This window comes from Kitasatospora sp. NPDC057936 (assembly GCF_042887525.1).
GTDB lineage: Bacteria > Actinomycetota > Actinomycetes > Streptomycetales > Streptomycetaceae > Kitasatospora.
This window is the reverse complement of the sequence record NZ_JBHVPD010000006.1, coordinates 148,779-170,033: the sequence shown is the minus strand read 5'-3', so window position 1 is coordinate 170,033 and position 21,255 is coordinate 148,779. Positions and strand designations below refer to the sequence as shown.

The following is a 21,255-nucleotide window of genomic DNA, read 5'->3' as shown; positions in this document are numbered from 1 at the left end:
GGTTGAGGCCTTTCGCGTGTCGTCGTGCTCGTCGGTCGTCGGTCGTCGGTCGCCGATCGTCGGTCGTCGGTCGCCGATCGTCGGTCGTCGGCGGAGCAGGTCAGTTGAGGACCTGCACCTCGGCGACCTTGAGCTGGAAGGTGGCGCTCTGCGGCATGGGGATCGGGTCGACCTTGGTGTTCAGGCCCGTGACGGTGACCTCGCCCACCCAGTTCGCCGTGGCGGACACGGTGAACGCGCCGCCGGGCTCACGGGCCGAGCCGGTCGGGAACTCGAAGCCGCAGTCGGGGGACTTGGCGGCGCCGTAGCCGGGGTCGTACGGCGTCCCGGGCTTGTCGCAGGTCAGCGAGTACTTGTCGTTGAAGGTCCAGACCACGTTCTTCAGCCTGGGCGTGACGGTGACGGTGATGCCCTGGAGCGGCAGGGAGATGGGCTCCGGCGCCTGGCGGCCGTTCAGCCAGAGCCAGACCGGTGACTTCACCACCGCCGTGCCGAGTGGCGCGGCGGCGGGCGCGGGGGCCGGGAAGGGCATCCGGCCCACGATCTTCATCGCGATCGCCCGCGGGTCCGGCGGCGGTGCGGAGGGCGCGGTGGCGCTGAACTGGATCTTGCCCGGGGAGAAGCCTCCCCCGGCCTGCGGGCACGACGGCAGGTACAACGAACCCTCGGACGGCTTGTGCCCCTCCCACGCGGGGTCGTCGGCCGGCTTGTCGACGGTGGTGTAGTAGCAGCCGTCGCTGTTGCTGAACCAGCCCATCTCGGGGTCGTGGCACGGCCATTCCTGCCCGTGATAACTGCACAGCAGCGGGCCGCCGCTGTTGCCGCCCCCGCCACCGCCTCCGTTTCCGCCGCCCGTGGACGTGCCTCCCCCACCGTGGACCTCACCACAGATCACGTTCGGGGCGCATTGCTGCGCGCTGCCGCCCGGTGTTTCGTCCGCGATCGCCGGAACGGCCGCCGACATCAGCAGCAGGGCCGCCGACACCGGCGCGAGGGGTGCGAATCGCCGAGCGGTATTCCTGGTGTTCAGCATGTCCGGTCCGCCTCCCGCTTGAAGTCGTAGATCAGCCAGCGTGCTTGGAACCAGCGCAGGGACGCCTTCGCCACGTACCGGTCGACCCGCCCCACCGGTTCCCGCGCGGCCTTCGTGGTGGCGTCGACCCGGTTCCACTGCGACACGTCGAGGCAGTCCTCGATCACCGCGGTGTGCGGATCGGCGTTCAGGTCGACCGCCGTCACGACGGCGGAATTGCGCGGCGCCCCGGTCATCACCAGTTTGGCGTCGTGGAGTTGACGCAGTCCGACGAGCGTATCGGCGAGCGCCTGTCCGGAGGAGTACGTCTCCAGAGCGATTCCGTCCGAATCCGTGCGCCCGAATGCCTCGGTCTGGGCCCGCCACCAGTCCTGATAGGTGTTCACGGCCAGTCGGCCCGCGGCACCTTCCGGACCGGTGGTCGGCGCGATCGTGGCGTTTACGGAACCACCCGAAGGAGTTAGCGGGTTCACTTGCGCGACGCTCGGCGCACCCGTCCCGAGACGATCGACGGAACCGCCCGGCCCACCGCTCGCGCACGCGCCCAGCAGCATCGCCAGAACCACCCCACCGACCCCAACCGCCCCAGGGCGCAACACATTTCCGCGCTGCCGCATCGCCCCACCTCATCGCGACCGAACCCGACCGAAGTCCGTGGCCGCCGGAAGAATTCCGCCGTCCCACCGATGTTTCCGCGGGGCATCGATTCTTCGCCAACCCACCCCATCACGGCAACACCTCGGGCCCCCTGACCTTACGCGGAAGGCGGATCCGTCGGGGCACTTTCGCGCCACAGGACGGCCAACAGTTCTTCGGAAAGCGACAATCCGGCCAATGCGCCCCGCACCGCCGCCCGATTGCGCATCAAGAGGCGCCCGCCCTGCGGCGGAACGAGCAGGCGCGCGCCCGGCGCACCCGAACTTCCGGCCGGTTCCGCGCGGTCCACGACCGCGGCGACGGCGGGCTGGAGGTCCAGCGGCCCGACGGCGGCCGGCGCACCCGGCAGGCCCTGGCGCAGCACGGTGGTGAGGGCGTGGCTGAACGATCCCTCACCGCCCGGCAGCACGGCGTCCCGGCCGCGTCTACCGGGGAGGTAACGACCGATCCGGCCCCAGAGCGGGACGCGCGAGTAGCTCAGCAGTTCGCCCGCGCCCTCCTGGCCGGAACGGGTGTCGGCACCGCGTTCGAGCGCCGCCCAGGTGTCCCGGTCGGCGACGGCGTCGACGAGCAGCAGCGTCTCCTCCTGGTCGCCGTGCACCATGGCGCTGACCACCCAGTCCCAGGCGAGGCCGCGGCGGTAGGCGTTGCCGGCGGTGCTGCCGGCCGTGACCAGGGCGAGCCGGCGCCCGCGCGGGTCGGCGACCAGCTGGCCGAGCAGGCAGACCACCAGCCAGCGACCGGGGTGCTGGGCCGCCGAACGGACGGCGGTGAGCATCGCGTTGGCGTCCGCGTCCGGCGCGACGGCGGTGACCCGGCAGCCCCCCGCGCCGGTGTCGAAGCACATCCCGGGCAGTTCCCCGGCGAGCAGGCGGGCGCCGTCCGGCGCGTGCGCCGACCCGCCGAAAGCCTTGTCGGGGCCGCCGTCCGCCCCGATCACCACCAGATCGACCCCACCGGCCATCAGCACACCCCCTCCTCGCCGGCCCCGGCGCACCCGGGGCCGCCCGCCGGGCAGGCTACCGCCCCCGGCCGCCGCCGACGGGGCTCCCGGCCCCTTCGCTCCGGGACCATGGGCCCTATCGGCCCGTGCGGCGGCCGGAGGACGATCGGACGCATGGAGCCCGACGACCGTGTGGAGACCCTGAGCGAGACCGAGTGCCTGCGGCTGCTCAGCACCGTGCCCGTCGGGCGCGTGGTGTACACCGAGCACGCGCTGCCCGCCGTCCTGCCGGTCTCCTTCGAGGTCGTGGACGGGCGGTTGCTGCTCGCCGTGCGCCGGGGGAGTGCGACCGCGCGCGGGCTCGACGGCACCGTGGTGGCTTTCCAGGCGGACCTCCTGGACCCGGTCACCCGCACCGGATGGAGCGTGCTCGTGCACGGGCGGGCCAACGCGGTCGGCGACCCCGAGCAGGTACGGCGGGCGCTGCGCTCCGGGCTGCGGCCGTGGGTGGGGGACCCGGAGCCGACGTACTTCGCGCTGGTGCCGGAACTGGTGAGCGGGCGCCGGCTGCTCCCGGCCGGACACGGGGTGCTCTGGCCCTGAGGGGGTGCCGCGGGTCTCGACGAGTACTGCGGGTCCTGAGGGGTGCTGCGGTCCTGAGGCGCTGACCTGGGAGTTCCGCGTCCACCCTCGATGAGGTGCGGGGCCCGCTCCTGACAGGTACCCGGGAGTAGGCATACCCTGCCGACGTCCTGATCACCGGGCTGCGGCCCGTCCCCCTCCAGGAGCGACCGTGACGAGCTTCGCCTCCCTCGCCGACCTCACCTCCGCCGTCGGCACCGAGCTGGGCACCAGCCAGTGGCACACGATCGAGCAGCGGCAGATCGACCTGTTCGCCGAGGCGACCGGCGACCACCAGTGGATCCATGTGGACCCGCAGCGGGCCAAGGAGAGCCGGTTCGGCTCGACGATCGCGCACGGGTACCTGACGCAGTCGATGATCCCGGTGCTCGCCAAGGAGTGCTACAGCGTCGAGGGGGTGCGGATGGCGCTCAACTACGGGTCGGAGAAGGTGCGCTTCCCGGCGCCCGTGCCGGTGGGCACCGCGATCCGGGCCACCGCCGAGCTCGTCTCGGCCACCGAGGTGCCGGGCGGGGTCCAGGCGGTCGTGCGCTTCACCATCACCAGCGCGGAGAGCGCCAAGCCGCACTGCGTCGCGGAGACGATCACCCGCTTCTACGCCTGACCCGCCGCCCGGGGGCCCGCCCGCAGCGGCGGGCCCGCACTCCAATTGGCCTGTACGCCGATCGGCTCGCACTCCTATCGGCCCGTGCTCCGATCGGCCCGCACTCCTATCGGCCCGTGCTCCGACTGGTCCGTACTCCGATTGGCCCGCACGGACGTCTCCACCGGGTCCGGACGGCTCACGGGGCGTAATCTCCGACGAGATGGTTGTCGCACCGCGTGGGGGCCGCACCCGGCCCGCCCCGTGGTGCGCCCCCCGGCATGCCCGGTAGCCGTGACCGTCCCTGGAGGAGCCGTGCCCCGCCCTGCCCCGTGGTTCTCCCGCCTCGCCGGTCTGACCTCCCAGCTCGCTCCTCCGCCCGCACGCCCGGCCCGCGGCCCGGGATCCAGCCCGGGATCCAGCCCGGGACCCGGCCTCGCCCAACTGCCCCGCGCGGCCTGGCACCGCGTGCGGGCCGAGGCCTTCGGGGCCGACCCGCGCGGCGAACGACTGGCCCGCATCCACCGCTCCCCGCAGTTCGCCGACGGCTCCTTCCGCAACCCGCTGCCCACCCGCCGGCTGGTGTACGAGCGCAGCCCGCTGGAGATCACCCTCGCCCAGCTGTCCGGCGACAAGACCCGCCGGGCGCCCGCCGCCGCCGTACCGGTGCACCGGCTCCTGCCCTCCGACCTCGCCGAGCCGCCGGAGTCCGGGCTGCGGCTCACCTGGCTCGGGCACGCGACCGTCCTCGCCGAGATCGGCGGACGCCGGGTGCTGCTCGACCCGGTGTGGGGCGAGCGCTGCTCGCCGTTCGCCTGGACGGGCCCCAAGCGGCTGCACCCGGTGCCGCTGCCGCTCGCCGAACTCGGGCCGGTGGACGTGGTCGTGGTCTCGCACGACCACTACGACCACCTCGACATGGCGACCGTCCGCGCGCTCAACGGGACGGGCGCGGTGTTCGCGGTGCCGCTCGGGGTCGGTGCGCACCTGGAGCACTGGGGGGTGCCGACTGCGCGGATCGTCGAGCTGGACTGGTGGGAGTCGGCCGAGGTCGCCGGGCTGACGCTGACGGCCACGCCCGCCCGGCACTACTGCAGCCGGGGACCGCGCACGAGCGCGCTGTTCCTGTGGGCGTCCTGGGTGGTGGCCGGCGGCGGGCACCGGATCTTCCACAGCGGGGACACCGGCTACTTCCCCGGCTTCGCCGAGATCGGGCGCCGGCTCGGGCCGTTCGACGCGACGATGATGCAGGTCGGCGCGTACAGCGACTTCTGGCCCGAGGTCCACATGACGCCCGAGGAGGGCGTGCGGGCGCACCTGGACCTGGGCGGCGAACTGCTGCTGCCGATCCACTGGTGCACCTTCAACCTCGCGCTGCACCCGTGGGAGGAGCCGGCCGAGCGGGTGGTCACGGCCGCCCACGCGCTCGGCGCCCACCTCGCGGTGCCCCGACCGGGCAAGCCGTTCGAACCGGTGAATCCGCCGGCCCTGCGGCTGTGGTGGCGGGCGGTCGCGGCGGCGGCGCGCGGGAGCGTCGACCCGGTGGTGGTCCGGGAGACGGGTTTCAGCGAACAGATTTCAAAATCTGTTCGCTGAAATCTGTTATCTGTTATCTGTCTTCTGTCAGCTGTCTTCTGTCGTCTGTCACCCGTCGCCCGTCGCCGCTCCCCCCGACGTCCGCCCGCCCCCCACGCCCTGCTCCCTACGTCCTACTCCCCCAGGACGTCCCGCAGGGCCCGGGCCTCCTTCACCACCCGGCCAGAGCCGCCCTTCGCCGCCGTGCCCGTCACCTCGGCGATCACACCGCGCGTCCCCGTCCGGCGGGCGCAGTCGGCGGCCAGCGCGACGAGGTCCCCGAGGCCACGCACGCTCTGGTCCCCCGCCAACAGGACCGGCAGCGCGGCGCCGAGCACCGACCACACCGTCGCGTACGCCCCCGTCCCGGCCGCGAGGCCCAGCGCCGAGGCGAGCCGGGTGGGCTTCACCACACCGCACTCGACCAGTGCGCCCAGCTCCCGCCCGAGGAGCGCGCCGTCGAGGTCGCCGCGGGCGGCCAGCACGAGCAGCGCGTCGACGGCCGCCGTCCGGTCCTCGGCGTGCCGGGCACCGAGCCCGTACCCGAGGACCAGGTGCAGCGCGAGCCCCGCCCGCCCGCCGGCCTCGGCGAGCACGGGCAGCAGCGGCCCCGCCCCGCGCTCGTCGAAGTCGGCCGCCGCGGCGAACCAGTCGAGCCAGCGGGCCGCCAGCTCCTCGCGGTGCCACGGCAGCATCGCCGCCCAGTGCGCCGTCGGCATCCACAGCCAGTGCCGCTGCGCCCGGACCCGCGCCACGCTCGGCTCGGTGCCGTCCAGCAGCGCCCGGAAGTCGCCCGCGAGCCGCTCACCCGCCGGTCCCTCGGGCCCGGCGCCGAGGCCCGGCTGGGCGACGGCGACCCGGTGCAGGTCCTCCCACCAGCGCTCGCCGTAGAGGTGCGAACTCCGCGCGCCCCGGCCGGGCGCGAAGACCACCCGCTCCGACGGCTGGGCGGGCAGGCCGCCGCCGCGCAGCCACTGAGCCACCCACCGCCCGGCGGGCGTGGGCACCGCCTCCGCCGCGCGGAGCACGCCGGCGTCGGCCGGCCCGACCCGCAGCAGCGCCGAGCACAGGTCCGCCTGGCCCGGCGTGACGCCCGCCGCCGCGTACCCGGCCAGCCGCTCGACCAGCACCGCGGCGTCCAGCGCTCCGGTCGCGTCGGTGGGCGTGGCCAGCAGGTACGGCGGGCGGTTCGCCGTCACCTGCCACGCCGCCTCCTCCAGTCGGGCAGCGAGCACCCGGCCGTGCAGCGTCGTGTAGTCGCCGCGCAGCGGGGAGCGGCCCTTGCCGCCGAGGAAGTCCCGGAGCCGGTGCGGCGGCGTCCGGCCGGCCGCCGCCGTCGCGACGTAGAGGACGCCCCCGGGGCCGCAGTCCTGCCAACGCCCGACGTCGTTCCACTCGTGCACCCGAAGGACCGGCCCCAGCGCCTCGACGAGCGCGGCCCGGTCCTCGCAGGCGTGCCGCACGAGCCCGTCCAGGACGCGCTCGAACACCGCGACCTCCGGCGCCGAGGACGCGAGCAGCGCGGACAGCTCCTCCGCGACCTCCGCCGCCGAGGCGATCGGCGCCCCGAGCGGCAGCGGCTCGGGAACGGGCGGCAGCAGCTCGTTCCACCCGGTGTCCGGGTCGTCCCCGCCGACCGGTGCGCCGAACAGCTCGCCCGCGCGCGGATGGTGGACGGGGTTCAACCCCTCGGCGGCGAAGAGGAGTTCGGGCAGCACCGCGCTCCCGGCCGCCTTGAGGTGACGGGCCACCACGTTCAACGCCCGCTCCTGGACGCCCGCGTCCGGGTGCCCGAACGCCCCGGCCGCGGCGAGCACCACCGCGCCCGCCCGCTCCGGCGAGCGCCGGGCCGCCTTGTCCAGCCACCCCAACTGCGCGCGCACCAGCTTCTTCTCGGCCCGGAACAGCACCACCGCCGAGGCCTCGCCCAGCAGTTCGGGCTCGACCAGCCCGGCCTCGTCCAGCCCGGCCAGCTCCTCCTGCGCGTACCCGGCGATGACCGCCAGGCCGTCCAGCATCGCCACCAAGTCCCGTGCGCGGGCCGCGAACTCCTCGGGCGTCGGCGCGAGGGCGCGCAGCACGTCGGCGAAGAGCCGCTGGTCGGCGGGCCGCCCGCCGCGCAGCAGCCGGGCCAGGCAGCGGTCGAGCACCTCGCCGCGCTCCAGCACCCCGGAGGAGGCGAGCTCCGCGACGGCCTCCGTGAACACGTCCCCTGGCCGGTTGCTGAGCGACCAGGACAACAACTGCCCGACGTCGTCGAGTTCGAAGACCCTCGGTATCAGCACCGGGGTGAAGGCGTCGGCGCGCAGCTGCTGCGCGAGCGTCGGGCGCGCGCCGGTGCGGCCGATCTGCCCGTTCAGCCACTCCCGCACGAACGGCTCGCTCTGCGGCACCGCGCACCCGGTGCGCCGCACCACGGCCTCGACCACCGGGTGGAGCGACCAGCCCCAGCCCGGCACCGCCCGCTCGGCCAGCCGCGCGGCCACCTCGACCTGCCACTCCACCGGCTGCGCCGCGACGACCACGGCCAGCTCCCGGGGCAGCGTGCCGCTGCGCCCGCCGAAGTCCCGCCCGCCGATCCAGGTGGCCGCCCCGGCCGGACCCGCGTGGCAGCCGGCCCCGGCGACCAGCAGGGCGGCGGCCCGCGCGTTCGCGAGGTTCGACCACTCGCCGCGGATCTCCCGGCGCTGCTCCTTCAGCCCGGGCACGCAGGCCCGCCGCTGCGCCGGGTCCAGCGCGGCGAGCAGGCCGGGCACCGCCCGCACCGCACCGCTCCGGACGGCCGCGAGCAGCTCGCCGACCCCGTCCGCCATCGCCACGGCCGCGTCCGCCGATGCCACCGCGTTCACGCCCCGGCCTCCTTGCCGTCCCGTACGATCCCCACCGCGAGCGCGTGCTTGCACGGCCCGCGCCCGCCGCGGTACTTGGCCCACCACAGGCAGGTGCAGCTCACCCGGCCCGCTTCGTCCGTCCGCACCCGCTGGACATGGTCGTCCACCGTGACGACGGCCGTCGCACCGCCCTCCTCCAGCCGCACCGCGCCCGCCGCGACGAGCGCCCGCGCGGCCCGCAGCCGCGGGTTCGCCGCCTCGGCCCGCCCGGCGTCGTACGGGAGCTGCCGGTGGAAGTAGGCGGCCTCGGCGGTGTCGTAGCCGATCTGCCCGGCGGTGCCCAGCCTGGTGAGCGCGGCCCGCACCCGCTCCGCGGTGAGCCCGGACTGCTCGGCCAGGTCGGCGACCTCGATCCGCGGCTCCCACGCGAGCAGGACGGAGACGAGCTCGGCGTCCCGCTCGACGGTGCCGGTGGCCAGGGCCCCGAGCACGCCGCCCTCGCCGGAGAACCCGCGCGAGGCGTCCGGGGAGAGCGTCAGCGTCAGCCGCATGCCCGGCAGCACGACCTCCCACGCGGAGGCCGCCGGGCCGGCCAGGGCCGCACCGGCCACCGGCCCGTACACCCGAAGCGCGAGCGCGTGCCGCAGCACCCGCTGGAGCGCGACCAGCCGCTCGGGGCCGGGCAGGCAGACCGCGCCGGGCACCGGACGGGTGGTCGGCCGCAGGGTGCGCCCGGCCGGCACGACCCACCCGACGCCGCCGCGCCCGCCGCGCTCGCCACCCCCGCCGCGCGGCAGCGAGCGCAGGAAGCGGACCGCCTCGGCAGCGGGCAGCTCGGCCCGCAGGTCGAAGCCGGCCGCGGTGACCTGCGTCTCGGCGAAGCCGCGCAGCCAGCGCTCGGGCAGCGGCACCTTCTTCTCCACCACCGGCCCGTCGAAGGTGGTGACCTCCAGCGCGTCCGGCCCGACCGCGAGGTGCAGCGGCTCGGCCGGGCCGATCCGGGTGAGGGCCTCGCGCAGCGGGTTGTTGACGTCCACGTTGGTGGTGCCGTGGCCGATGTCGTCGCCGTCGAGTCCGGCCTCCAGCACGTCGAGCCGGGCGTAGACGCCGCAGCAGCCGGAGAAGGACTCGAAGCGCAGCCGGTCCCCGTTGGCGGTGACCACCGGGTCGAGCGAGGCGCGCAGCTGCGGCTGGTAGTAGCGGGCGGCGGCGACGTCCGCGACGGCGAGCAGCGCGGCGGCGGCCGGCGCCGGGTCGGCGAGGAAGCCCGTGAAGAACCGCGGGTTGGCCGCCGCGCCGAGCGGCGTGGCCCCGCCCGAGGTGGCCAGGTCGAGTCGCCGGCCGGCACCCGCGGCGTCCGGATCGAGCACGGCGGAGGGGCGCAGATAGGCGTACGCGTGTGCGGATTGCGTCATGCCGAGCACGCTAGGTGAGGGCACTGACAATTCCTCACCCGCGAGCGCGACTGAAACAGGTTCTACATCTCTTTCGCCCCCTCGATGGTTACCCACGTCACACCGCCACCGGTTGGCATCTGCCACTATGGGCCCGTGACCGACCTGACCGAACAGGCGAGACGAGCCGACGCCCCGGCCGGCTCCTTCGCCTCGCTGCTGGAGATCGAGCGGCTGGACGAGAACACGTTCCGGGGCCGCTGCCACGCCGGGGCGCCGATGCGCGCGTTCGGCGGACAGGTCGCCGCGCAGGCGCTGACCGCCGCCGGGCGCACCTGCGACGACGAACGCGCCGTGCACTCGCTGCACAGCTACTTCCTGCTGCCCGGCGACCCGACCGAGCCGATCGACTACGAGGTCGACCGGATCCGCGACGGCATGTCCTACACCACCCGCCGCGTCACGGCGGTGCAGAACGGGAACGCGATCTTCACGCTCTCCGCGTCCTTCAAGCGCCCCGAGCCGGCCGCCGAGCGCCACCGCCCGATGCCCCCGGTGCCCGGCCCCGACGGGCTGCCGGACGCGTTCTCGCTCTGGGAGCCGGCCGCCCGCGAGGCCCTCGCCCGCACCGAGGGCTTCCGCGAGCTCGAACTGCGCTTCGTCCCGGACGACGCGCCCGGCCTGCCGGAGGCCGTCCCGGGGATGCCGCAGCAGTTCGTCTGGCTGCGCACCGGCTCCCCGCTGCCGGACGGCGACCCGCTCCTGCACACGTGCGCGCTCACCTACCTGTCCGACCTCACCCTCGCGTCCACCGCCGGACTGCACGTGCAGCCGAACTTCTTCCGGCGCATCGAGCCGCCCCGGCTGCTGATGGCCTCGCTGGACCACGCGATGTGGTTCCACCGCCCGTTCCGGGCCGACGAGTGGCTGCTGTTCGCCCAGCGCAGCCCGTCCTCCTCGGACGGCCGGGGGCTGTCGCTCGGCGAGTTCTACGACCGGGACGGGCGGCTCGTCGCCTCGGCCGTGCAGGAGGCGCTGATCCGGGAACGGCGCTGATCCGGGCCGGGCCCGGCGGCCGGCGCCGCCCTGCTCAGCGCCGTCCCGGGCCTCCCCGGCACGGCGGTGACCGCCCGGCGAACGGAAGGGGGCCGGTCGGCGTCATACTCCTGAGCGGCCCCGGCCCGTATCATGGTGCGGGTGACCAAGGTTGACCTGTCACCACGGCCGGTGGAGGCGATGTCTCCGCGTCAGCTCGAACGCCGCGAAAGCCTGATCGCGGCGGCGCTCGCCCTGGTGAACGAGATCGGCGTCGAGCGGCTGCAGATGAAGCAGGTCTGCGAGCGGTCCGGAGTCGCCCTGGGGACGGCGTACCGCTACTTCTCCTCCAAGGACCACCTCCTGGCGGCGGCGATCGCCGAGTGGCACCGCCTGCTGCTGGCCGACCTGGTGGCCGAGCTGCGCGGGCCACGCGCCGGGCTGGGGGCCACGGACCGGGCGGTGCGGTTCGTCCGCGGCGGGATGCGCGCCTACCAGCGGCAGCCCGAGCTGGCGCGGCTGCGGGTGGCCGTCGCCGCGTCCACCGACCCCTTCGCCAGCGAGGCGCTGCAGGGCATGGCCCGGGCCGACAGCGCCGCGCTCCAGGCGCTGATGGGCGAAGTGCCGGGCGCCGCGAGCGACCTCGTGCGGCACATCGTGGGCCACGCCTGGCAGGGCGAGCTGACCGCGTGGGTGACCGGCCGCACGACGCTCGGGGACGCCAGGCGGCGCCTGGAGGACGTGGTGCGGCTGGTCCTGACCCCGTACGAGACGCCCTACCCGGCGCCCTACGAGGTCCAGACCGTGGTCCAGACCACTGCTGTACCGGCCACCGCGGTCCAGACCGCGCCGGTCCCGACCACCGCCTAGACCGGGCCCCGCCTAGACCCGGCCCCCGCCGGGTGCCGGTCCCGCGACCACCGTCACCGGGTGGGCCACCACCGCACCGAACAGGTAGCCCTCCCGGTTGAACTCCGCCGACCGCGGCTGCGTGCCGCCCCGGCGGTCCGTCGCCCGGGCGAGCAGCTCGTGGCGGCCGGGCCCCGCGGGGCGCCAGGCGATGCTCCAGCGCGTCCAGTCGCGGGCGCGCGGCTCGTCGTGCAGCTCGGCCCGCCGCCACGTCCGGCCGCCGTCGTCGCTCACCTCCACCCGGAGCACCGCGGCCCCGCCGGACCACGAGCGGCCGTGCAGCCGGTGGGTGCGCCCGGCCGCCAGCACGGCGCCCTCGGCGAGCTCGAAGGCGCACTTCGGCACCTGCCGGCTCAACGGGGCGCCGCCGCCGGGCGGGTGGCCGGGGCCGAACATCCGGTAGAAGTCGGTGTTCCAGGGCGAGGACAGCGGCCGGTCGGCGACCTCGATCGAGCCGAGCCACTTGATCGAGGCGATGCCCACCCAGCCCGGCACCACCAGTCGGGCCGGCGCGCCGTGGTCGGGCGTCAGCGGTTCGCCGTTCATCCCGTAGGCGAGCAGCACGTCGTCCAGCGCCTTGGCGAGCGGCAGCGGGCGGCGCACCGGGCCGTGGTCGACGCCGTCGCGGACGTAGTGCGGGTCGAGGCCGGCCGGCAGCAGGTCGACCGCGCCGGGGCCCAGCCCGGCCTCGCGCAGCACGTCCGCGAGCCGGACGCCGTACCAGCTCGCGGAGCCGACACCGCCGAGCGCCCAGGGCGTGCCCGGGACGCGCTGGTGCTGGCGGCTCGCGTAGTAGCTGCGGCCGTTCCCGGCGCACTCGATCAGGGCGCTGATCCGGCTGCTGGGCAGGGCCCGGAGGTCGTCGAGGGAGAACTCGACCGGCTGGTCGGCGGACGGGGAGCCGCGCAGACCGGTGCCGAACAGCCGCAGCCGCCACGTGCCGGGGTCGATCAGCGGGGTGCGGGTGTGGTTGCGGACGAAGAACCGTTCCACCGGGACGTGCCGGCCGATCGCCGCGCGGCCGTCCGCGCCGCGCAGCGCGTCCCAGCGCATCTCGGCGTTGGTGTCGTTGCGCCACGAACCACGCCGCGGGCAGCGGCTTGACGATCCCGGGCACGTGAACGGACTCAGGGGCGGACTCACGAACGGATTCCCGAACGGACACCTCGGCTGGTGCGTGGGCGGGCGCATGGACGTCATCGGCCATGGGCGGACTCCTTCCCTCCGAACGGAAGGCACTGTGCGCCACCGTTCCGTCACGCTCCGGATGGTACGGCCGCGCACCGGCCCCCCGTAAGACGGCCGGGGGGGCTTGACCTTCTCACCGGTGTGAACACCTACCGTACGGACGAGCCGCGCCCCGCACCCACGGACAGGAGCACCCACGATGGCGTCCACCCCCTTCCCCCCGCTCGCCCGGATCGTCCGCGGCACCGGCCCCGGCCTGCTGCTCGCCCACGGCGCCGGCGGCAGCGCCCGGGACAACTGGGGCCCGCTACTGGCCGGCCTCGCCGCCCACCGCACCGTCGTCGCCCCCGACTACCCCGGCTCCGGCGACACCCCCTACGAGCCCGGCGAGCCCACCCTCGACGACCTCGCCGACCGGCTCGTGGCGACCGCCCACGAGGAGGGCCTCGACACCTTCGACCTGGCCGGCTACTCGCTCGGCGCCGCCGTCGCCGTCCGGGCCGCCACCCGCCACCCCGGGCGGGTCCGCTCGCTGCTGCTCCTCGCGGGCGTGGCCGGCGGCTCGGCGCGGCTGCGACTGCTGGCCGACCTCGCCATCGACCTCGCCGACCGCCCGGCCGACCTGACCTGCCTGATGCTCACCGTCGTACTCGGCGGGACGTGGATCGACGCGCTCTCCCCCGACGACCTCGCGTTCCTGCGGGAGTCGCTCGACTCGCCCGTCCCGGCGGGCTTCCGGCAGCAGTTCCGGCTGGCGGGCCGGGCCGACGTGCGCGCCGAGCTCGCCGCGATAGCCGTGCCGACCCTCGTCGTCAGCACCACCGAGGACCAGCTCGTGCCGCCCGGCCAGCACCGACTCCTGGCCGACGGCATCCCCGGCGCCCGCCTCGCCGAAATCGCCTCCGGCCACCTCCCCGTGGTCGAGCGGCTGTCCGAACTGCGTTCCGTGGTGCTCGACTTCCTCAAGGAACTGGACGCCACAGCCGTCTGAGGCCTGGCGCCGAGCCCTCGGGGAACAGCGGGCAACGGCGGGGAACACCGCCCGTCGACGGGACGTTCGCCCGGTCATGCGCATCGGAGAAGTCTCCCGCCTGACCGGGGTGTCCAGCCGCCTGCTCCGCTACTACGAGGAGCAGGGTCTGCTCGAACCGGCCCGCTCGGCCGCCGGCTACCGCGAGTACGCCGAGGCCGACACCGTCCGGGTCCGGCAGATCCGCAGCCTGCTCGCGGCCGGCCTGTCCACCCGCGTCATCGCCGAGATCCTCCCCTGCGCCACCGGCCCGATCCCGGCCCTGGAGGCCTGCCCGGACCTGCTCGCCACGCTGCGCGGCGAACTCGCCGACATCGACTCGCGCATCGACGAGCTGACCCGAAGCCGCCAGGCCCTCGCCCGCTACCTGACCACCGCGCACGCCCCGACGCACGAGTACGCGGCCTGACCACCGCGTGCCCCCGACGCACGAGTACGGAGCCTGACCGTCACCGGCGAGCGGCCGTGACGGGACGTAAGTCCCCTCCCGCCGCCTCCCCGGCGCGCCCTCCCCGCCCTCGCGGTGCGAACTGGACATAGTGCGATATGCAGCCGAATCCCCGTCATATCGCCGCCGCCCCGGTCCGCCCCGCGAGGTACGAGAGGTACGCCCGATGAGCACCCAGCCGCCGCAGTCCGAGCCCCGCCCCAAGGGTCCGGACGAACCCGCCGCGACCCTCCCCGTCGACCGGGTGGTGTTCGGGGTCGGCGCCGTCCTGGTCCTGGCGGTGGTCGCCTGGGGCATCTTCGCCGAGGACTCCCTCGGCCGGACCTCGAAGACGGCGCTGGGCTGGGTCCTGCACAACTTCGGCTGGCTGTTCGTCGTCGCCGCCGACGTGTTCCTCGCCCTCACCGTCCTGCTGGCCTTCAGCCGCTTCGGCCGCATCCGGCTCGGCCGCGACGACGACGAGCCCGAGTTCTCCACCCTCGCGTGGGTCGCGATGATGTTCAGCGCCGGCATGGGCATCGGCCTCATGTTCTACGGCGTCGGCGAGCCGCTGCAGTTGTTCGCCGCCCCGCAGCCCGGCTCCGGCCTCGAACCGCAGAGCGCCGCCGCGGCCCAGCAGGCCATGGAGTTCTCGCTGTTCCACTGGACCCTGCACCCGTGGGCGATCTACGCCGTCGGCGGCCTCGCGCTCGCCTACACCACCTTCCGCAAGGGCCGGGGCAACCGGATCTCCTCGGCCTTCGTCCCGCTGATCGGGCAGCGCGGCGCGGACGGCTGGCCGGGGCGGGCGATCGACCTGCTCGCCGTGTTCGCCACCGTCTTCGGCTCGGCGACCAGCCTCGGCCTCGGCGCCCTCCAGGTGGCCGACGGGCTCGGCTACATCTCGTCCGTCCGCAACACCCAGAACGCCCAGATGGTCATCATCGGCTCGCTGACCGCCGCCTTCGTGCTGTCCGCGTTCTCCGGCGTCCACAAGGGCGTCAAGTGGCTCTCCACCGCGAACGTCGTGCTCGCCTCGCTGATCATGCTCTTCGTGTTCGTGTTCGGGCCCTCGGTGTTCGTCCTGGACGCCGTCCCGTCCACCGTCGGCGGGTACCTGTCCGACCTGCTCGCGATGTCCACCCAGACCGGCGCCTTCACCGACGAGAGCTGGCTCGGCTCCTGGACGATCTTCTACTGGGCCTGGTGGCTGTCCTGGGCGCCGTTCGTCGGCACCTTCATCGCCCGCATCTCGCGCGGCCGGACCATCCGCCAGTTCCTGCTCGGCGTGCTGCTGGTGCCCAGCGGGGCCACCGTCGTCTGGTTCTGCGTGATGGGCGGCACCGCGATCCGGCTGGTCACCACCCGCACCGCCGACCTCGTCGCCACGATCCCGCAGGGCGCCGAGGCCTCCCTGTTCGAGATGCTGCGCTCGCTGCCGCTCGGGTCGGTGACCAGCGTCGTCGCGGTGGTGCTCGTGATGACCTTCTTCATCACCAGCGCCGACTCCGCCTCGCTCGTCCTCGGCTCGCTGTCCAGCCGGGGCTCGCTGCACCCGCGCACGTGGCTCGTCGTGGTGTGGGGCGTGCTCATGGGCGGGGTCGCCGCCGCGCTGCTGCTCGCGGGCGGGCTCACCGCCCTGCAGAACGCGACGATCCTCGTCGCACTGCCGTTCGTCGTCGTGATGCTGCTGCTCTGCGTGTCCCTCGTGAAGGAGCTGCGGGAGGACCCGGCCGCCGGGCCGTCCCGGTTCCACCCGGCGCACGGACTGCGGGACGCGGTCCGCGTCGCGGTCGGCGAGGCCCTCGCCGACGCGGGCCGCCGCGACCGCACACCACCCGTCTGACCAGCCAAGACGCCCCGCCCGAGCCAGGTTGGGGCGTATCCGCCCCAACCGACGTCCAACCCCCGTCCGGACTTAACCCGTGCGTACCGACCGTTCATTCCGTCCTGCCACCCTCCGTGACATGAACGCCTTCCCTCCGGCGACCTACCAGGAACCGCGCTTCCCGCTCCCCCAGCGCCACCGCCGCCTGCTCGCCTGCGCCGCCGTCCTCGCCTCCATCGTCCTCGGCACCTTCGGCGTCGGCGCGACCGTGGAGACCGTCCAGCACGACACCGTGACGACGACCGCCACCGCCGGCAAGTAACCGACCGCCCCACCGGACCCACCAGCACCGCCGTCCCCAGGGGCGCGGTGCTTTCGCATGTCCGGGCCGGACAGCCCGGGAGGGCCTCGGGAGCGCCTACTCGCCCTCGTCGCGGCGGGAGTGGCGGCCCGTGCCCGGGGAGGGGCAGAGGTCCAGCGCGGGGGCGTAGCGGGCGGCCGGGGGGCGCAGGAGCCACGCCGGGGGACGGGTCGCACGCGGGGCGGGGGTGATCAGGCCCAGGCGGTGCAGGAGGTCGAGGGCGTCGCGACGCAGCGCGGTGCGGTCGGCGAGGTAGTCGCGGCGCCAGCCGGCCGGGAGGCCGTACTCGTCGGCGATGTCGCCGAGGACGCCGTCTATCAGCGCGTCGGGGATCGGCACGTCGCCGTCGGTCGGGTCGCCGGGCAGCGGGCGGACCTCCTCGACGAGGCGCTCGACGAGCAGCAGGGCCGCCTGCGGCAGGGTGCCGGCACCGGGCAGGGCGAGGTCGGTCAGTTCGTCGGCCGGGTCCAGCAGGGCCACCCCTTCGGCCCTCAACTCGGCTTCCAGGCCGAGGAATTCGCCGAGTGCGGCGGGCCCGCTGAGTCGGTGGTCGCGCAGCCATTCACGCTGTTCGCCGGGGAGGTCGGCGGCGAGGACGGCGGGGGTCTCGGCGAGCAGGCGGCGCACGGCGGTGGCGGGTTCGGCGTCGGCGGCGCGGCGGATGAGGTCGGCAGCGCCGTCGGCGAGGGCGGGCGGCCCGGCGGGGACGGCGCGGGCGAGTTCGCGGTCGACGGTGAGCACGCAGGAGCGGTCGGCGGCGGCCGGGTCGTCCGGGAGTCCGTCGAGCACCTGCCAGCCGGCGAGCGCGGCGAGGGCCATGGCGCGGTCGGCGGGCGCGGCGGGCAGGTCGGGCGCGGCGGCGCGCATGGCGTCGAGCAGCCGCCGGTACGGGAGTTGCTCGGGGGCGTCGACGAGCAGGGCGAGCGCGAGGGCGAGCTGGGCGTAGCCGGCGGGGGTGAACGGGGTGCCGGTGCCGGGGTCGTGGAGGCGGCGGGCGGCGGCGGGGCCGAGGCCGGCCTTGTAGAGGCGGGCGTGCCAGGGGCCGACGACGAGGCGGTAGCCGAGCAGGGTGTCGAAGCGCTCGGTGAGCCAGTCGCGGTGACGGCGGATCAGCGGGAAGCCGTCGGCGTGCGGGCCGGAGGCGGTGACGAGGGGGTGGGCGAGCAGCAGCCGCGCGGCGATGCGGCGTTCGGCGGCAGCGTCGGGGTGCGGCGGGTCCTGGGGGCCGCGATCCCGGGCCTCACGCTCATGGGCAGCAGGCTCATGGGCAGCACACCCCTGGGCGGCACACTCCTGGGCAGCACGCTCCTGGACATCGCGGTCCCGGGCTTCAAGGGGCTGGACGTCACGCGGCTGCTTTTCGCACGCCTGCGTTCCGCACGCCTGGACCGCGCACCCCTCGGTTTCCCGCTCCTGGGCGGAACGATCCTGCGCGCCGGGCAGCAGCCGGGTCCGCTCGGGCTTGCGGTGCCTTCCGGGCTTGCCCGCCTTGGCGCCTGAGCGCACGACGGGCGGCGCGGCGGCGTCCCGGCGGGCGCGGCGCAGGCCGCGCACCGGGCGGGCCTCGCGGACGCGGCGCACGGCGGCGGCGTGCGCTGTGGGGCCGTGCCACCAGCTAATGTCGGCGTCGGCCGGCACGTCGGCCGGAACACCGAAGTGACGGGCCGGATAGAGGCCGAAGGACGCGGTGCACAGGTCGTCGGCGATGCCGGGGCCGGCCGCGGCGAACCAGTGCGCGAGCCGCAGCAGCCCCGGATCCGGCGACAGCTCCCGCCCCGCCGGGGACTGCCCCTTCACATCGTCAGACCTACTGCCGGGAACGGGGACGGACGCCGTGACGGACGGCGCGACGGATGCACAGGAGGTCGCGGACGCAGCGGCGGGGGCGGGTACGGCGAGGACGGCGTCGGTGGTCCCCCGCCCCGTTCCGCCCGTGCGCCCGTCCGGCCTGCCGTCCGCCACCCGGGTGGCGGAGGCCGCGTACTCCTGCTGCTCCATGTCGGGGACCAGACTAGACGGTGGCCGGGTCACCCGTCGGCAGCAACCGGGCCCCGGGCGGACATCCCGGCCAAGTGGCCGCCCGCCCTCCGCTACGTCGCCGACGGCCTGCGGGCACCGCCACCCCGGCCCCGTCGCGCCCCCGCCACAGCCCCATCGCGCTCCCCGAGTACCGCTCGCCGAGGTGTCATCCCCCGCCCCCGAATGGGGTTACGCACCGGTAACCCGGTCTACCGCCGCGCCGGACGGTCGCCTAGGGTTCGAGCGCGAGGCCCGTTCCCCCCCACCCTCATTCCCGGAGGTCAGCAGCCGCATGAGCATCAGTACGACCACCCGAGCCGTCCTCGGCGGGCGCCTGCGCTCGACCACCGGCCTGCTGGGCGGCTTCGCGGCCACCTCGGCGGCACACCTGGGCGCGATCCTCTCCGGCACCTCCGTGCTCCGCAACGCCACCAAGCCCGCCCTGATGCCCCTGCTGGCCGCGCACAGCGTCTCGGCGGCGACGGCGGCGGAGCGGGAGGCGCCGAAGCTGCTGGCACCGGCGCTGCTGCTGAGCGCGGGCGGGGACGTACTGCTCCAGCTCAAGGACGACACCGCGTTCCTGGCCGGAATGGGCTCCTTCGCGGCGGCGCACGTCTGCTACGTGACGATGTTCGTGCGCCAGGGGGCGCTCACCGACCGCAAGCGCGCCCTCCTGGTGGCGGCCGCGTACGCGGGGGCGTGGGCCGGCATGATCGGGCAGCTCTGGCCGGACCTCGGGGACCTCCGGGTGCCGGTGGCGGGCTACAGCCTGCTGCTCGCCTCGACCGCCGTGACCTCGGCGGGGCTGGGCTGGCGCACCGGCCTGGGCGGGGCACTGTTCCTGCTCTCCGACACCCTGATCGCCACCCAGCTGGCGAAGTGGCGCGAGCTGCCGGGGCATCAGTTCTGGATCATGGCGACGTACATCCTCGCCCAGTACCTGCTGGCCGACGGCGCCCTGAAGGCCGAGCAGCGGCAGGCCTGAGCCCGCCCCGAGGCGCCCTGGCGTCCCGGGGCACCGCGGCAACACCATCGGGACACCACCGCGCCGCCGGTCCGAGAACGGTCCGGCGGCGCGGCGGATGCGAGCGGGAGGCACGCGGAAGGGCCATCAGGCACCGCGCCTCCGCAGCAGCCAGAAGCCGCCGACCCCGCCGGCGACGAGCACCAGGCCGCCCGCCAGCTCGGCCGGGTCGCCCGCGACCGAGCCGCCGAGGCCGGTGTGGACGGAGCCGTGCGGGGCGACCTGCTGGCTCCCGGCACCGGACTGACCGAGCGAACCGGCCCACTCCCCGGCCGCCTTGCCCCAGTCGCCCAGGCCTTTGTCGGGGCCTTTGTCGGTGCCCTGGTCCGGGCCCGTGACGGTGGTGACCGTGACGGACGTGGAGAAGGCACCGCCGTCGGGGCAGGTGCCGTCGACCTTGCTGTCCCCGCCGTGCTGGCCGGCCAGGCGCGCGGAGCCGCTGTGCTTGCCGTCCGGGCCCAGGGTGAGGGTGGCCGGGCCGCCCTCGAAGGCCGCCGAGTGGGCGGTGATGGTCTTCGCGTCGGGTTTGTCCGACTTCTCGCAAGAGACCGTGACCGTCACGGTCTGGCCCGGTGCGGCCTGGGACGGGCTGACCGAGGCCGCACCGTCCCTGGCGATCGCGAGGGGGGCCGTCAGACCGGTCAGTACCGTCGCGCCGATCAGGGCGGCGGCGGCCGTACGCGTGGGGCGCATGCCGGAACCTCCGGGATTCTCGGGCGCGGCCGGGGACTCCCATGTCCACGTGGTCGAACAACCGCACCCAGTCACTCACCGACGGTAGGCACCCCTTCGGCGCCCGGCCACCGCGCAGGACCGTTCGGGTTACGGGCGGTAGCTGTGCGTGACACGGAAGCTGTGCGTGACGCGGTAGCTGTGCGTGACTCAGAGATCCAGGTCGACGACCACCGGGGCGTGGTCCGAGGTGCCCTTGCCCTTGCGCGCCTCGCGGTCGACGTAACTGTCGGTGACGGCGTCGGCGAAGGGCTCGTTGGCGTAGGTGAGGTCGATGCGCATGCCCCGGTTCTTCGGGAACGCCAGCTGGCGGTAGTCCCAGTAGGTGTAGGGGTGGTCGTACTTGAGCGGGCGGGGCACGACGTCGTGCAGGCCGACCTCGCCGAGGGCCTCCAGCGCGGCCCGCTCGGCCGGGGTGACGTGCGTGAGGCCCTCGAAGGCGGCGACGTCGAAGACGTCGTCGTCGGTGGGGGCGATGTTGAAGTCCCCGAGGACGGCGAAGGGGCGCGGCCCGGCCGCGTCGTCGGCGGAGGCCTTGCGCAGGGCCTCCAGCCACTCCAGCTTGTAGCGGTAGTGGGCGTGGTCGACCTCGCGGCCGTTGGGCACGTAGACGGACCAGACCCGGACGGGGCCGCAGGTGGCGGCGATGGCGCGGGGCTCGACGTCGGGCAGCAGGGCGTCGTCGGCGAGGTAGCCGGGCTGGCCGGGCAGGTCGCGCACGACGTCGTCGAGGCCGAGCCGGGAGACGATCGCGACGCCGTTCCACCGGCCGTTGCCGTGGGCGGCCGTCTCGTAGCCGAGCGCGCGGACGTCCTCGTAGGGGAAGGCGTCGGCCGCGCACTTGAGCTCCTGGAGGCAGAGCACGTCGGGCTTGGCGCTCTCCAGCCACTCCAGGAGCTTGGGCAGCCGCGCGGTGACGGAGTTGATGTTCCAGGTGGCGATGCGGACGGTCACGGCGGGCGGCCTTCCCGGGTCGTACGGACGGCGGACGGGGCGGGCGCCCGCTGGGAGCGCCCACCCCGAACATACCGCCCGCTACCGACA

The 21,255-nt window shown here is 75.0% G+C and carries 18 protein-coding genes and 1 pseudogene; 10 read left to right on the top strand and 9 right to left on the bottom strand.

What is annotated here, in order from left to right; all coding sequences use genetic code 11:
• Window positions 1-100 precede the first annotated feature (100 nt).
• From ACFVU9_RS05645 to ACFVU9_RS05635, 3 genes are all read right to left on the bottom strand, one after another.
• Window positions 101-757 carry a hypothetical protein gene (locus tag ACFVU9_RS05645; RefSeq protein ID WP_387590218.1) on the bottom strand — a complete coding sequence of 219 codons (657 nt, stop codon included), beginning with the start codon at window positions 755-757 and terminating at the stop codon, window positions 101-103.
• 269 nt (window positions 758-1,026) lie between these two features.
• Window positions 1,027-1,599, bottom strand: coding sequence for a hypothetical protein (locus ACFVU9_RS05640; protein ID WP_380489404.1), 573 nt, complete (start codon window positions 1,597-1,599; stop codon window positions 1,027-1,029).
• A 188-nt stretch (window positions 1,600-1,787) separates the two neighbouring features.
• On the bottom strand, window positions 1,788-2,654 hold the full coding sequence (locus ACFVU9_RS05635) for a hypothetical protein (protein ID WP_387590215.1): 867 nt from the start codon (window positions 2,652-2,654) through the stop codon (window positions 1,788-1,790).
• A gap of 153 nt (window positions 2,655-2,807) precedes the next feature.
• On the opposite strand from ACFVU9_RS05635, the gene ACFVU9_RS05630 reads away from it, so the two are divergent.
• The 3 genes from ACFVU9_RS05630 (at window position 2,808) to ACFVU9_RS05620 (ending at window position 5,454) form a co-directional block, all read left to right on the top strand.
• Window positions 2,808-3,236, top strand: coding sequence for a pyridoxamine 5'-phosphate oxidase family protein (locus ACFVU9_RS05630; protein WP_387590213.1), 429 nt, complete (start codon window positions 2,808-2,810; stop codon window positions 3,234-3,236).
• 190 nt (window positions 3,237-3,426) lie between these two features.
• Window positions 3,427-3,879: a MaoC family dehydratase gene (locus ACFVU9_RS05625; protein WP_380437893.1), complete on the top strand. Its 453-nt coding sequence runs from the start codon at window positions 3,427-3,429 to the stop codon at window positions 3,877-3,879.
• Window positions 3,880-4,302: 423 nt separating this feature from the next.
• Window positions 4,303-5,454: an MBL fold metallo-hydrolase gene (locus ACFVU9_RS05620; protein ID WP_380499996.1), complete on the top strand. Its 1,152-nt coding sequence runs from the start codon at window positions 4,303-4,305 to the stop codon at window positions 5,452-5,454.
• A 113-nt stretch (window positions 5,455-5,567) separates the two neighbouring features.
• On the opposite strand, the gene ACFVU9_RS05615 is transcribed toward ACFVU9_RS05620, so the two are convergent.
• Window positions 5,568-8,282 carry a DUF6493 family protein gene (locus tag ACFVU9_RS05615; protein WP_387590210.1) on the bottom strand — a complete coding sequence of 905 codons (2,715 nt, stop codon included), beginning with the start codon at window positions 8,280-8,282 and terminating at the stop codon, window positions 5,568-5,570.
• The gene (locus tag ACFVU9_RS05610; RefSeq protein ID WP_387590207.1) at window positions 8,279-9,679 is read right to left on the bottom strand and encodes an SWIM zinc finger family protein; all 1,401 of its coding nucleotides are present in this window, start codon (window positions 9,677-9,679) and stop codon (window positions 8,279-8,281) included. The genes ACFVU9_RS05615 and ACFVU9_RS05610 overlap by 4 nt, the downstream gene beginning before the upstream one ends.
• A 135-nt stretch (window positions 9,680-9,814) precedes the next feature.
• Between ACFVU9_RS05610 and ACFVU9_RS05605 the strand changes: the two genes are divergently transcribed.
• Together ACFVU9_RS05605 and ACFVU9_RS05600 are read left to right on the top strand one after the other, a co-directional pair.
• Window positions 9,815-10,714: an acyl-CoA thioesterase gene (locus ACFVU9_RS05605; protein ID WP_387590204.1), complete on the top strand. Its 900-nt coding sequence runs from the start codon at window positions 9,815-9,817 to the stop codon at window positions 10,712-10,714.
• Between the two features lie 141 nt (window positions 10,715-10,855).
• On the top strand, window positions 10,856-11,563 hold the full coding sequence (locus tag ACFVU9_RS05600; protein WP_380437885.1) for a TetR/AcrR family transcriptional regulator: 708 nt from the start codon (window positions 10,856-10,858) through the stop codon (window positions 11,561-11,563).
• Window positions 11,564-11,575: 12 nt separating this feature from the next.
• Here ACFVU9_RS05600 and ACFVU9_RS05595 read toward each other — a convergent pair.
• Window positions 11,576-12,851, bottom strand: a pseudogene (locus ACFVU9_RS05595) (sulfite oxidase).
• 138 nt (window positions 12,852-12,989) lie between these two features.
• Between ACFVU9_RS05595 and ACFVU9_RS05590 the strand changes: the two are divergent.
• From ACFVU9_RS05590 to ACFVU9_RS05575, 4 genes are all read left to right on the top strand, one after another.
• On the top strand, window positions 12,990-13,781 hold the full coding sequence (locus ACFVU9_RS05590) for an alpha/beta fold hydrolase (protein ID WP_387590201.1): 792 nt from the start codon (window positions 12,990-12,992) through the stop codon (window positions 13,779-13,781).
• 76 nt (window positions 13,782-13,857) lie between these two features.
• Window positions 13,858-14,229: a MerR family transcriptional regulator gene (locus tag ACFVU9_RS05585; RefSeq protein ID WP_387590198.1), complete on the top strand. Its 372-nt coding sequence runs from the start codon at window positions 13,858-13,860 to the stop codon at window positions 14,227-14,229.
• 205 nt (window positions 14,230-14,434) lie between these two features.
• Entirely contained in the window at window positions 14,435-16,093 is a 1,659-nt protein-coding gene (locus ACFVU9_RS05580) for a BCCT family transporter (RefSeq protein ID WP_380489427.1), read from the top strand.
• Between the two features lie 121 nt (window positions 16,094-16,214).
• Window positions 16,215-16,397: a hypothetical protein gene (locus tag ACFVU9_RS05575; RefSeq protein ID WP_380437877.1), complete on the top strand. Its 183-nt coding sequence runs from the start codon at window positions 16,215-16,217 to the stop codon at window positions 16,395-16,397.
• A 96-nt stretch (window positions 16,398-16,493) separates the two neighbouring features.
• Here the strand turns inward: ACFVU9_RS05575 and ACFVU9_RS05570 are convergent, their stop codons facing one another.
• Window positions 16,494-18,434, bottom strand: coding sequence for a DUF2398 family protein (locus ACFVU9_RS05570; protein WP_387590195.1), 1,941 nt, complete (start codon window positions 18,432-18,434; stop codon window positions 16,494-16,496).
• A 313-nt stretch (window positions 18,435-18,747) separates the two neighbouring features.
• Between ACFVU9_RS05570 and ACFVU9_RS05565 the strand changes: the two genes are divergently transcribed.
• A complete protein-coding gene (locus tag ACFVU9_RS05565) occupies window positions 18,748-19,440 on the top strand; it encodes a lysoplasmalogenase (RefSeq protein WP_380499826.1) in 693 nt (230 codons plus the stop codon).
• 126 nt (window positions 19,441-19,566) lie between these two features.
• On the opposite strand, the gene ACFVU9_RS05560 is transcribed toward ACFVU9_RS05565, so the two are convergent.
• Both ACFVU9_RS05560 and ACFVU9_RS05555 read right to left on the bottom strand, forming a co-directional pair.
• Window positions 19,567-20,172: a hypothetical protein gene (locus ACFVU9_RS05560; RefSeq protein ID WP_380437871.1), complete on the bottom strand. Its 606-nt coding sequence runs from the start codon at window positions 20,170-20,172 to the stop codon at window positions 19,567-19,569.
• A gap of 189 nt (window positions 20,173-20,361) precedes the next feature.
• On the bottom strand, window positions 20,362-21,165 hold the full coding sequence (locus ACFVU9_RS05555) for an exodeoxyribonuclease III (protein WP_380437869.1): 804 nt from the start codon (window positions 21,163-21,165) through the stop codon (window positions 20,362-20,364).
• Window positions 21,166-21,255: the final 90 nt, after the last annotated feature.